The sequence below is a fragment of the Flavobacterium sp. KKT103 genome (genome assembly GCF_055640565.1).
Genome location: NZ_CM145766.1, coordinates 833,803 through 846,694 on the forward strand (window position 1 = coordinate 833,803; position 12,892 = coordinate 846,694).

Sequence of the window (12,892 nt, forward strand, 5' to 3'; positions counted from 1 at the left end):
AAATGACATTTTTATTCTACCTATTTTTAATTATTAATGCAATTGCTTTTATACTAATTGGCTACGATAAAAACTTAGCCAAAAACCAAAAAAGTCGCATTCCTGAACGTACACTTTTAGGTTTTGTATTGATTGGAGGTACAATTGGTTCTGGAGTAGCGATGCAAATTTTTAGACATAAAACAGCAAAGAGGAGTTATTTACTAAAGTTTTTGGGAATAGTTATTTTGCAAATGCTACTATTATATGCCTTTTATCATTTTGATTTAAGAAGATAATTATAGAATAAAATCCAAATAATTAGACTTATTAATTACTTCAAATCCTGCCTCTGGATACGCTTTTGCGAAAGCGGTAGGAACTTTAACTTTCTTGTTTTCATTCCACTTAAACTCAAAACCGGTGAGCATATCTCCCCTTTCTTCCAACCAATCAAGTTCTTGTTGATCGTAGGTACGCCAGAAATAATTATTGGTTTGAATTTTAAGATAATGCTGTTTTTTAATTCGTTCTACGGCTAAATAATTTTCCCATAAATCACCAACATCATTTCGAGCATCCAATCGATTAAAATTATTAATTATTCCGTTTCGAATGCCATTATCATAAAAGTACCATCTACTTGATTTTACAATTTCTTTTCTCAAATTTCGGCTGAAACCCTCCACTTTAAATAAAATGAAAACTTTAGACAAAAGATCTAGATAATTTGCCACCGTATTTTTTGAAATTTGCAATTGATTACCCAATTCTTGCACTGAAACTTCTTTACCTACTTGATAAGCAATCAATCGCAAGAGATTATATATTTTATCCGCTTGCTTAATGCCTTCAAAAGCTAAAATATCTTTGAGTAAATACGAGTTAATAATTTCGAATAAGTACTCTTTCTTCTCCTCCCAGTCTTGATATTGCATTAATTCAGGATAACCTCCAAAAAGTAAACGCTCTTCTAAATTTTCAGTGGTTTTTTTGAAATTTTCGTGAGTCGAAAATTCCATTTGTGCCAACGGAAAAAGATACATTGTGTTTTTTCGACCTACCAATGGTTCACCTAAATTATTGTTTAAATCAAATATGGAAGATCCTGTTGCAATAATTTTAATACCCTCAATGGAATCTACTATCAATTTCAATATCAAACCGATTTCAGGAATGGTTTGTGCTTCGTCAATTACTAATAAATCAATATTAGTTAATAGACGTTTATAATTAGCTACAGAACGCTCTTGTAATAAATTAGCATCTTGAATATCTTCACCATTCAATTGCAGATAACTTCCCTCGCGTACCGTTTTGAGATAATTTTTAATCAATTCTGTTTTACCAACACGCCTTGCGCCCAACAAAATCAATACTTTATTAGGTAAAACTTTTTTACTAAAATTGTCAAAAATGGCTCTCGTTAAGTAACTTTTCATCACATTCTAATTAAAATATAGATCAAATATACTTTAAAAAATGTAAATACCGTCAGTCAACTGACTCAATTTACATTAATACCGTCAGTTGACTGACTAAATTAACGTTAATTCAGTCAATAGAAAATAAAAAAACCGCAAATACATTTTTATAATTCATGTATTTGCGGTTCAATTTATTTATGAAACCAAGTTATTCAATTGTTTTATAGCTTCTGGTTTAGAATTGAAATAACCAACTTTTAAAAAACTTAGAAACTCAGCGACTTATAATCTTTATAAAAAAACTACTTATTGACAAGCAATTTTATTCACTCTGTTTTGATGTCTTCCACCTTCAAAAGCGGTGTTCAAGAACGTATCTACAATTTCAAGAGCTTGCTCTATTGACGTAAAACGTGCTGGAATACTCACCACATTGGCATCGTTATGCAATCGTGTTAGATAAGCAATTTCTTTAGTCCAACACAAACCAGCTCGTACTCCGGCATGTTTGTTAACCGTCATTGCAATTCCGTTTCCGCTTCCGCAAATAACAATTCCAAAATCAGCTTTACCTGTTTCAACATCTGTAGCTACAGGATGCCCAAAATCAGGATAATCTACTGAATCTACTGAGTCAGTACCGTAATTAGTAACTACGTATCCTTTTGCTTCAAGCATTTTAACAATTGCTTTTTTATACTCTGGACCAGCGTGATCGTTTCCTATTGAAATTTTCATTTTTTATTATGTTAAGTTGTGTTTTGCAAATTTACCAAAAGATAACTACATATTATAGGTCTGCTTTTTGTTTGTTTTTTAAATTATATGCATTCTCTTTTTTTAACCTCTTAAGTACCACTAATACAGAAATTTATGAGGTTATTAACAAATATGATAAATATATAAAGCCTTGTAAATCAGTATATAATTCGAATATAAAATGTTAATATTTTGCATTGTTAATAGCAAAACGCAAATGCTTGATATTCAGTTAACTTTAAATTAACATACAGTGTTAATAAGTTCGGATAGAATATTAGAAGTATTTTTTGGTTCTTAACTTAAAAAGAGTAATCCAAAACCCACTTTTAAAAACCTAATTTAGTTTGGCTAATTTTTAGAAAAGTTATCAATACTAGAAAGTAGTTTGTCAACATTTTTTAAAAAAATACTTATTTACATTTTCTATTAATTTTAGTTTATCAACCATTGTTAATTAAAATTGAATATCGTTTGAAAATAAGAACTTTAAGAATAAACAACTATGTTAATAACTCGATATAAAAGAGCATAACTTCTATTCAAACCTTTTTCTACTAAATTTATAGTAACTATTAACAGACTATAATAACCATTAAAAAGGATTTTAAATTTAATTTTTCTTTTTGTTTATTTAAATATATGTTGACAACTTTCAAAAAATTAAACGATTTTCAATTTGTTATCGTATTTCATTTCTTGTAGAATTGTTTTAACGGTTTCAAAATCGTTAGGATGAATTTTAAGTTTGATTCCTCCCAGTGCATTCGAATACATTGGAGCAAAAGAAGACATGATTTCGTTTTCAAAAAAATACTGTAATTCTTCTTGATCTAATCTATGTTTTAAAATTTGTATTTCATGGACGTAGTCGAAGACTGCTATTGTAATAAATTTTTCCATATTTTGTTTCTTTGCATAAATATACAACTTACTATTGAAAGTTATATTTTCTTTAAAACTGCCTGCTATTTTCTTATAACTGTTAACTATTTTGTAATTTTCGGCTTTTAAGAAACGATTTATGGGAAAAAGATTAAGAAAGCCGATCAAGAAAGAGAAAGATTTCTCTGAAAAAATTATAAAAATATTATCGAAAAGTGCCAATAAAGCATTCAATTTTAAACAAATAGGTGCTAAACTAGAACTTGATGATACCGAAAGTAGAAATCAAATTATAAAAGATCTCAAAATATTAGCTGCTCAAAACAAAATTATTGAGAGTGAACCAGGGAAATATTTAATAAAAGCTGCAAGTCAAGATTACTACGAAGGAAAAATAGATATGACAGGTCGTAAGACTGCTTTTTTTGTTTGTCCTGACTTAGACGATGATGTTTTTATACCAACAGCTAATTTAAACCGAGCGCTGGATAAAGATATTGTAAAGGTTTATGTGTACAATAGACGAAAAGGTAAACGTCCAGAAGGAGAAGTTATTAATGTTGTAGAAAGACATAAAACCGACTTTGTTGGTGTAATTGACATTCAAAAGAACTTTGCTTTTGTCTCTACAGCCAATCCAAAAATGTATACCGATATTTTTATTCCAAAGGATAAATTAGGAGAAGCGGAGCAAGGTGATGTTGTTTTAGTTCATATCGAAGATTGGCCAAAAAGAGCCGATAGTCCATTTGGATCAGTTATAAAAGTGTTAGGTAAACCAGGACAACACGATACAGAGATTCATGCTATTTTAGCTGAATATGGTTTGCCATCCGAGTTTCCGATAGAGGTGGAGACGTTTGCACAAAAAATAGATACATCAATTACTCCAGAAGAAATAGCTAATCGTAGAGACATGCGTGATACGTTAACGTTTACGATTGACCCTAAAGATGCTAAAGATTTTGATGATGCGTTGTCATTCAAAAAATTAGAAAATGGAAATTACGAAATTGGTATTCACATTGCTGATGTTTCGTATTACCTGGAAGAAGGAACTATTTTAGATGACGAAGCGTATCAAAGAGCTACCTCTGTTTATTTAGTAGATAGAGTAGTACCCATGTTACCCGAAGTACTTTCTAATTTTGCGTGTTCTTTGCGTCCACAGGAGGAAAAATATACCTTTTCTGCTGTTTTTGAAATTTCAGAAAAAGCCGAGGTTATTAACCAATGGTTTGGTAGAACTGTTATTTTCTCGGATCAACGTTTTGCATACGAAGAAGCACAATACATCATAGAGACTAAAGACGATACGATTCCGGTAGAAACTTCTATAACGGGTAGTTCTTATAAAGTTGCTCCAGAAATTGTCGCAGCGACGCTTAAATTGGATGAATTAGCTAAAATTTTACGTAGAAAGAGGATGAACGATGGAGCGATCTCTTTTGATAAAGTAGAAGTGAAGTTTAACTTGAGTGAAGCAGGGGAACCCGAAGGCGTTTACTTTAAAGTTTCTAAAGATGCCAACCATCTTATTGAAGAGTTCATGCTATTAGCCAATAGAAAAGTTGCAGAGTTCATTGGTAAACAAAAGAAAACTTTTATCTATAGAATTCACGATGAACCTAACGAAGATAAACTGTTTGCCATGCAAGCTTTGATTTCTAAGTTTGGGTATAAAATCGATTTTAGACAAGGGGATGTTTCTAAAGCTTTAAACCAATTAATGGCTGATGTAAACGGAACTAAGGAACAAAATTTAATAGATACTCTTGCAATTCGTTCGATGAGTAAAGCTAAGTATTCGACTGATAATATTGGTCATTACGGACTAGCATTTGATTATTACTCTCATTTTACTTCGCCAATTCGTCGTTATCCGGACGTTATGGTACACCGTTTGCTACAACATTACTTAGACGGAGGTAAATCTGCTGATGAGGAATTGTATGAAACAAAGTGTTTACATAGTTCAACCATGGAAGGACTTGCTACAAATGCCGAAAGAGATTCGATCAAATACATGCAAGTAAAATACATGCAAGATCACCAAGATCAAGAGTTCTTGGGCGTTATTTCTGGTGTTACAGAGTGGGGAATTTTTGTTGAAATTATCGAAAACAAGTGCGAAGGAATGGTACGAATTCGTGATATAAAAGACGATTATTACACTTTCGATGAAAAACAATATGCTTTAGTTGGTGCAACCTCACATCAATTATTACAATTAGGAGATGAAATTTACGTTAAAGTTAAAAATGCCGATCTAGTTAAAAAACAATTAGATTTTAATTTTTTAAGAAGAGTAAATGAACCAATAAATTAAAGAAAATGAAAAAAGTATTTATTATCGCAATAGCATTTGCAATGCAATCTGCTGTTGCACAAGTATCTAAAAACTTAGGTGATTTTAATACTGTAAAAGTGTATGATAAGCTAAATGTAAAATTAATCGCTAGTTCAGAAAACAAAATTATCATTACAGGTTCTAGAGAAAAAGAAGTAGAGGTTGTTAACAATAATGGGGAATTGAAGTTAAGAATGCCTTTTCCTAAGTTACTATCCGGGAATGATATTACTATTCAATTATTTTATAAAAATATTGATGGAGTAGATGCTAATGAGGGCGCTTATGTTTCAAGTGAAGAAACTTTTGATGCTACCATTATGGATATTAGTGCACGTGAAGGAGCTGAAGTTCACCTGAATTTAGATGTAAACAAAGTGAATGTAAAAGCAGTTACGGGCGGTATCATTGTGCTTGAAGGTAAAGCAACCAATCAAGATATTACGATAATGACTGGTGGTGAGCTAGAAGCCAAAGATTTAATAACCAATCAAACTACGGTAAGTGTATCTGCAGGTGGAAATGCCGAAGTTAATGCAACTGTTTTAGTGGATGCAAAAGTAAAGGCTGGAGGTTCAGTTTGGGTTTATGGAAAGCCGAAACAAATCAATAAAAAGACGGTTCTAGGAGGTACAATCGAAGAAAAAAATTAACTTGTGCTTTTATTCGGTATCTAAATTGTAATTTTTGATGATAAACGATATTTTATCAGGTATTCCTTGGGGAATTTTTTTAAGTTTTATGATTGGTCCTGTATTTTTTATTTTACTAGAAACTAGTATTATAAAAGGTTTTAGGGCTGCATTAGTATTTGACTTAGGTGTTGTTTTAGGAGACGTTTTTTTTATCGCAGTAGCCTATTTGGGAAGTTACAGATTAATTCAAAGTTTACAAGATAAGCCAGCTCTTTTTATATTTGGTGGAATTATAATGCTAGCCTATGGTGTTATTTCTTTTTTAAGTTTAAGAAAGGAAAAGAAAGTAAATACAACCGAGATTGATAAGGAAATCATCAAGAAAAACTATTTTAGTTTATTTATTAAAGGTTTTTTATTAAACGTTATAAACATAGGAGTTTTGGGTTTTTGGATGGCTGTTATTATATCAGTTGGACCCAAATTAGAAATGCAAAATAGCAGAATGTTAACCTTTTTTGCTGCCGTAATTATTACATATTTGTTAGTTGATTGTATCAAAATACTTTTAGCAAAGCAATTAAAATCTAAGATGACTCCAACCAATATTTTAAAGATTAAAAAAGGAATAAGTATTGTTCTAATGGTTTTTGGGTTAGTGTTAATTACTCAAGGTTGGTTTCCAAAAGAGAAGGAAATGGTTAAAAATGCCTTTCAAAAAATAGAAAATAAAGAATAAATTTTTTCAAAAAATAGAAGTAAACCACTCTAATCGAGTGGTTTTTTTTGTGTTCCTATTTTAAAAACAGTGCTAATTATGTAGTTATCGTTTTGAAAAATGCGGGATTGCCATCACTTTTAATTAGCGTCTAGTAGCTTTTATATCCATCGTCGAAAATACAATTATAGGTGGGTTTGACATAAAAAAATCTTTCAAATTACTTTTAAGGTATACTATATTAAACTCTGATTCACTATTACTTTGTCATTCCGACAGAGGAGGAATCTCCTTTACGATTCATTAACAATTGATATAATTACTAGAGTTTTCTCCTTCGTCGAATTGACAATTATAGGTGGGTTTGACATAAAAAAAACTTAAAAGCAATTTGGAGACATACTATATTAAACTCTTGTTTTCTTTCATTTTGTCATTCCGACAAAGGAGGAATCTCCATTACGATACACTAACAATTGATATAATTACTAGAGTTTTCTCCTTCGTCGAATTGACAAATTTGGGTTAGTTTGGTAAATAAAAAATCTTTCAAATTACTTTTAAGGTATACTATATTAAACTCTGATTCACTATTACTTTGTCATTCCGACAGAGGAGGAATCTCTTTTACGATTCACTAACAATTGATATAATTACTAGAGTTTTCTCCTTCGTCGAAATGTCAATTTTGGGTTAGTTTGGTATATAAAAAAACCTCCAAATTGCTTTCAAGGTTTACTATATAAAAATCTGATTTTCCACTACTTTGTCATTCCGACAGAGCAGGAATCTCTATTACGATACACTTACAATTAATATAATTACTAGAGTTTTCTCCTTCGTCGAAATGACAAATTTGGGTTAGCATATTAAAAAACCTTCAAGTTGTATTAAGTATTTTTATAGTAGAGTAATTCCATTTTAACATAGTTTGTCATTCCGACAGAGGAGGAATCTCTATTACGATACACTAACAATTGATATAATTACTAGAGTTTTCTCCTTCGTCGAAATGTCAATTTTGGGTTAGTTTGGTAAATAAAAAAACCTCTAAGTTTCTTTGAAGGTTTCAGGCTTTCTTGCATATTCGAACCGCAGTTGTGTTTACTTAATTTTTCTTAAAAATTAGACATAAAAAAAACCTCCAAATTGCTTTGAAGGTTTCAGGCTTTCTTGCAGATTCGAACCGCAGTTGTATTTACTTAATTTTTCTTAAAAATTAGACATAAAAAAAACCTCCAAATTGCTTTGAAGGTTTCAGGCTTTCTTGCAGATTCGAACCGCAGTTGTATTTACTTAATTTTTCTTAAAAATTAGACATAAAAAAAACCTCCAAATTGCTTTGAAGGTCTTAGAGGCATCGTGCGGATTCGAACCGCAGTAGGAGCTTTTGCAGAGCCCAGCCTAGCCACTCGGCCACGACGCCATAATTGAATGGACGGCAAAAGTACTTAAAAAGTTGGTAGATTAAAAGTTTAAACCTGAAAATTTAAAAAAATATTTAATTTATAGATGCTTTTGTAATCAGTAAACCTACTACTTGATGAAAGTATTAACTTCTGTACTCTTCTAGTTCAATCGTAACTGATTCTACATCACCACCAATAGGAGGATTCAGTTTAGAAACACCTAACAAAATTCTAGAAACCTCAGGTGCTTCATTGAAAATCCTAGCGATAATGCGATGTCCCACATGTTCCAGCAGTTGGGATCTAATATCCATCTCTTCGACTACAATTTTGTTTAAAAGTACGTAATCGACCGTGTCATTTAGGTCATCAGACAGACAGGATTTTCGTAAATCAGTCTTTATTTCTAAGTCTACAGCGTAATCTGATCCAATTTTTCCTTCCTCAATCAAACAACCGTGATAGGAAAAAGTGCGTATGTTTTTTAGTTTTATTGTTCCCATAGTTTCTTTTTGTTCAAAGTTATGAGTTTAAGTTTTCTTGTGTTAACTTTAAACGTTAAACCTTAAACTTTTTTTTACCTTTGCTAAAATAAATTATCATAATGTCAACTGAAGAAAAGTCACTCCATTTTATAGAACAAATTATTGAAGATAGCCTAGCGAACGGTTTTGAACAGGATAAATTACGTTTTCGTTTTCCTCCTGAGCCTAATGGATATTTACATATTGGGCATGCAAAATCTATTTGTTTACAGTTTGGTTTAGGATTGAAATACAATGCGCCGGTTAACCTTCGTTTTGATGATACTAATCCTGCCAAAGAAGAGCAAGAATATGTAGATGCTATCAAAGAAGACCTACAATGGTTGGGTTTTCAATGGGCCGAAGAACGGTATGCTTCAGACTATTTTCAGCAATTGTACGAGTGGGCTGTGAAGATGATCAAGGACGGAAAAGCGTATGTTGATAGTCAATCTTCAGAGGATATGGCTACCCAAAAAGGTACGCCAACACAACCAGGAGTAGATGGTCCGTATAGAAATCGTTCCATTGACGAAAATTTAGCTTTATTCGAAGGAATGAAGAATGGAGATTATCCAGAAGGAAGTCATGTTTTACGTGCTAAAATTGATATGGCTTCGACTAATATGTTAATGCGTGATCCTTTAATTTATAGAGTTTTACACCGTCATCATCATCGTACTGGTAACGATTGGAAAATTTATCCAATGTATGATTTCGCGCATGGAGAGAGCGATTATATTGAGCAAATATCACATTCGATTTGTACACTTGAATTTGTGATGCATAGAGAATTATACAATTGGTTCCTGGACCAAATTTATGACGATTCAAAAGTTAGACCGCATCAATATGAATTTGCGCGTTTGAATTTGAACTATACTGTGATGAGTAAACGTAAGTTGCTACAGTTGGTTCAAGAAAATATAGTTAACGGTTGGGATGACCCGAGAATGCCTACTATTTCTGGATTAAGAAGAAGAGGGTATACTCCAAATTCAATTCGTAAATTTTGCGAAAGCATAGGAGTAGCTAAGCGTGAAAATATTATTGATTTTTCATTATTGGAGTTCTGCTTACGTGATGATTTAAATAAATCTGCTGCAAGAGTAATGGCAGTTTTAGATCCTGTTAAAGTCGTTATTACGAATTATCCTGTTGATAAAGTAGAGTTATTGGATGCTGAAAATAATCAAGAAGATGAGTCTGCTGGTTTCAGAAAAGTACCTTTTTCGAGAGAACTTTATATTGAGAGAGAAGATTTTCTAGAAGTAGCACCACCAAAGTTTTTTAGATTAAGTATTGGTAATGAAGTGCGTTTAAAGAACGGTTATATTATTAAAGGAGAGTCAGTTACTAAGGATAATGACGGAAACATAACTGAAATTCAAGTTAGTTATGATCCCGATAGCCGTAGCGGAAGTGGGAGTGAAGCATCACAGCGTAAGGTAGCAGGTACCTTACATTGGGTTTCTATTGCACAAGCTATTCCGGCAGAAGTACGTTTGTATGACCGTTTGTTTATTGATGAAGCTCCAGACTCTCATAAAGAGAAAAATTTCTTGGATTTCATGAATCCTAATTCATTACAAGTGATTACTGCCTATGTAGAACCAAGTCTTGCAACAGTAAGTATTGGTGATCAATTTCAGTTTCAACGTTTGGGGTATTTTGCCGTAGATAAAGATTCAACTACTTCAAAATTAGTCTTTAACAAAACAGTAGGACTAAAAGATGCTTGGGAAGAAAAAGGTAAAAAAGACACGAATGCTATCAATAATGCGTTGAAAGACATCAATAAGTTTTTTAAGGTAGCTACGGATGAGGAACGAACTACGATTCGCGAAGCAATAGGAGGAACCCTAAAAGAGATTGTTAACTATAGCTTGCTGTTGAGTTCTTTTAAAAAGAATATCAACAACAACAAAAGCTCATTATTGTTTGCAAATTATATTTTGAAATATAGCTCTTTAGTTTTTGCAGATTTTGATAAAGAAGAATTATCTAAATTAGTGATGATGTCACTTAGAAGTGAATCAACATTTGTTAGAGTTCAAATTATTGCAAACTTATTGGATGGTGGATTCGAGGCTAGCTTCGTAAATACCTTTAAAGATGAAATTGTAAAACTACAAGCTAATCCTCCTAAAAGTGTAACTGAGGAAGAAAGTAAAATTATAGAAAAAATAGTAAATCAATTTTAATTATCAAAAAGCGCTGTAACAAGTGCTTTTTCTTATTATATATAAATAGTATTATAAATATTTTTTTAATAGATTTTTATTATTAAAAATGACATTTTTTCAGCTATTTTAAAGCATTTTTTTTAAAAGTTGGATTAAGTATATGTTTTTATTATTTACAGTTAATAACAACGCTTAAAATAAGTTTTTTGGTTTTTTTGGCACTGTTTAACGATTTGTTAATAGGTAAAGTCGAAAAATTGTCGTATTATTGTATAAATGAATTATTTCAGTCATTTTCTATCTAATTCAAATTAGTAAGTACTAAATAAATTTTTTGACTAAAGGTTTTTTAAAAATAGTCAAGTAGAATTAAATTTTAATAGAATTGTGATTTAAGCACAAATTCAATTTCAATACTTTTCTTTAAACATTTTTTACTCTTATTATGAAAAATATATTTTTAGCAACTTTTTTATTTTTTGGAATTGTAGCATCAGCACAAACACATCAGTTGGTGCTTCATAACGGAATCGTTCAGAATGTGAATTTTATTAAACAAAATGACAGTCTTTTATTTTATTCAGATTCTGATAGTCAAGAACAAAAACTAATTAGTGCTCATGCAGTTGCTTATTTAAAAAATCTAAAAACTGAGGAACAAATTGATATTACTAGTAAAACGGTAATCAATGATAAAAAAGAATATTTGAAAGTTACTCTTGTCGATCATGAAGACCAAGTCCAAGGTTTGAAAGAAGTTGATTCATTTAATGGCTATTTAAATAAAGCCAAAGGAATTTCGAAATGGGAACAGTTTGAAAATACCGAGAGAGCTGTTCGTTATCGCGCTGCCGCAAAAGGGTATCCTTTTGTTTTTATAATTAAAAATGCCAATGGTAGCTTCAAGGCAATCGCTTACAACTACTAGCTTTACTATTTGAGAAGGGTAGGTTACTACTACAATATTATAAATGAAAAAGATAATATTGTAAATATTTAATAGTAAATAGTTTATATCTTTATATTAATATTAAAACAAACAAAATTATGTCAAATAACACAGGAACAACATTATTAGCTTTATTAACTGGAGCTGCAATTGGAGCAGGAGTAGGAATATTATTTGCACCAGACAAAGGATCAAAAACTAGAGGAAAAATCAAAGAAGGGTACAATGATGCTCAAAAAGATTTAGTTAAGAAATACGAGAAACTTTCTGAGGAAGTAAAATCGAGATTATCAACAGCTAAAATTGATTTTGAAGGAAGTTACGATGATTTATTAGACAACATGAGTCATAAAACTGAAGACGTTATTCTATTTCTTGAAGATAAATTAGCGGAATTGAAAGCTAAAAATGCTAAACTTCAAAAATAGATTTTATAATTATAACCAAGTAATATATGGCTTTTGAAGATTTAAAAGAAAGTACGGAAGGAATTCGGGAACAAGCTCAGGCAATTATTGAAAGCAATGTAGCCTATTATAGGTTGCGAGTTTTTAAGGTGGCTATGAAGTCAACAACCATGGTTTTGAAATTAGCATTAATCGCCATGTGTGTTTTAATGGTATTACTTTTCCTATCCATAGCACTGGCTTTTTACATTGGTAGCTATCTGTCAAATTATGCTCTTGGTTTTCTATGTGTTGGAGGATTGTATGTACTTGTAACTATAGTCTTAGTTATAGTAAGAGATAAGATTATTGAAGGTCCTTTATTAAACAAATTTTCCAAACTATTTTTTAACAACTAAACTATGGAGCAAAAAAAATATTCTTCATTCGCCGAAATTGATAGAGAATTGGAAATTTTAAAAATTGAAAAGGACATTCACTACCAAAGACTAATCTATAACGTTCAAAAGACCAAAGAAGGTTTGGAACCAATGACACTCATAAAGGGATTTGTTAGTTCCACTTTGAGCAATTTTCCAAGCTCTTTAGGAACGATATTTAACTTGGCGTTACCTTTTATTATAAAAAGGTTTTTTAATAAAAAAAGAGGCAATTAAGCCTCTTT

General features: G+C 31.2%; 13 protein-coding genes and 1 tRNA gene. 9 read left to right on the top strand and 5 right to left on the bottom strand.

Annotated features, from left to right (window positions below):
* The first annotated feature begins 2 nt into the window (after nt 1-2).
* Nucleotides 3-278 (top strand): DUF1294 domain-containing protein, encoded by a 276-nt coding sequence (locus tag ACZ2G0_RS03615; protein WP_470309040.1) that lies wholly within the window; start codon nt 3-5, stop codon nt 276-278.
* Here the strand turns inward: ACZ2G0_RS03615 and ACZ2G0_RS03620 are convergent, their stop codons facing one another.
* The 3 genes from ACZ2G0_RS03620 to ACZ2G0_RS03630 all read right to left on the bottom strand — a co-directional run bounded on the left by ACZ2G0_RS03620 (nt 279) and on the right by ACZ2G0_RS03630 (nt 3,068).
* Nucleotides 279-1,421: an ATP-binding protein gene (locus ACZ2G0_RS03620; protein ID WP_470309041.1), complete on the bottom strand. Its 1,143-nt coding sequence runs from the start codon at nt 1,419-1,421 to the stop codon at nt 279-281.
* A gap of 291 nt (nt 1,422-1,712) precedes the next feature.
* Nucleotides 1,713-2,144, bottom strand: coding sequence for a ribose 5-phosphate isomerase B (gene rpiB, locus ACZ2G0_RS03625; RefSeq protein WP_470309042.1), 432 nt, complete (start codon nt 2,142-2,144; stop codon nt 1,713-1,715).
* Nucleotides 2,145-2,828: 684 nt separating this feature from the next.
* Nucleotides 2,829-3,068 (bottom strand): DUF2007 domain-containing protein, encoded by a 240-nt coding sequence (locus tag ACZ2G0_RS03630; protein WP_470309043.1) that lies wholly within the window; start codon nt 3,066-3,068, stop codon nt 2,829-2,831.
* A 121-nt stretch (nt 3,069-3,189) separates the two neighbouring features.
* Here ACZ2G0_RS03630 and rnr point away from each other — a divergent pair, with 121 nt between their 5' ends.
* The 3 genes from rnr to ACZ2G0_RS03645 are packed head-to-tail and all read left to right on the top strand — an operon-like array spanning nt 3,190 to nt 6,774.
* Complete coding sequence (gene rnr / locus ACZ2G0_RS03635; RefSeq protein WP_470309044.1) at nt 3,190-5,379, top strand: ribonuclease R; 2,190 nt, start codon at nt 3,190-3,192, stop codon at nt 5,377-5,379.
* Between the two features lie 5 nt (nt 5,380-5,384).
* Nucleotides 5,385-6,053, top strand: a complete 669-nt coding sequence (locus ACZ2G0_RS03640) for a head GIN domain-containing protein (protein WP_470309045.1) — start codon at nt 5,385-5,387, stop codon at nt 6,051-6,053.
* A gap of 37 nt (nt 6,054-6,090) precedes the next feature.
* Nucleotides 6,091-6,774, top strand: a complete 684-nt coding sequence (locus ACZ2G0_RS03645) for a LysE family translocator (RefSeq protein ID WP_470309046.1) — start codon at nt 6,091-6,093, stop codon at nt 6,772-6,774.
* 1,334 nt (nt 6,775-8,108) lie between these two features.
* Here ACZ2G0_RS03645 and ACZ2G0_RS03650 read toward each other — a convergent pair.
* Nucleotides 8,109-8,179, bottom strand: a tRNA-Cys gene (locus ACZ2G0_RS03650).
* Nucleotides 8,180-8,305: 126 nt separating this feature from the next.
* Nucleotides 8,306-8,665 (bottom strand): dihydroneopterin aldolase, encoded by a 360-nt coding sequence (gene folB, locus ACZ2G0_RS03655; protein ID WP_300286448.1) that lies wholly within the window; start codon nt 8,663-8,665, stop codon nt 8,306-8,308.
* Between the two features lie 101 nt (nt 8,666-8,766).
* Between folB and ACZ2G0_RS03660 the strand changes: the two genes are divergently transcribed.
* The 5 genes from ACZ2G0_RS03660 (at nt 8,767) to ACZ2G0_RS03680 (ending at nt 12,884) form a co-directional block, all read left to right on the top strand.
* Complete coding sequence (locus ACZ2G0_RS03660) at nt 8,767-10,890, top strand: glutamine--tRNA ligase/YqeY domain fusion protein (protein ID WP_470309047.1); 2,124 nt, start codon at nt 8,767-8,769, stop codon at nt 10,888-10,890.
* Nucleotides 10,891-11,317: 427 nt separating this feature from the next.
* Entirely contained in the window at nt 11,318-11,800 is a 483-nt protein-coding gene (locus tag ACZ2G0_RS03665; protein WP_470309048.1) for a hypothetical protein, read from the top strand.
* Between the two features lie 119 nt (nt 11,801-11,919).
* Nucleotides 11,920-12,249, top strand: coding sequence for a YtxH domain-containing protein (locus tag ACZ2G0_RS03670; protein WP_300286443.1), 330 nt, complete (start codon nt 11,920-11,922; stop codon nt 12,247-12,249).
* A 26-nt stretch (nt 12,250-12,275) separates the two neighbouring features.
* Nucleotides 12,276-12,626, top strand: a complete 351-nt coding sequence (locus ACZ2G0_RS03675; protein ID WP_470309049.1) for a competence protein — start codon at nt 12,276-12,278, stop codon at nt 12,624-12,626.
* Between the two features lie 3 nt (nt 12,627-12,629).
* A complete protein-coding gene (locus tag ACZ2G0_RS03680) occupies nt 12,630-12,884 on the top strand; it encodes a DUF6327 family protein (RefSeq protein WP_300286439.1) in 255 nt (84 codons plus the stop codon).
* The last annotated feature ends 8 nt before the right edge of the window (nt 12,885-12,892 follow it).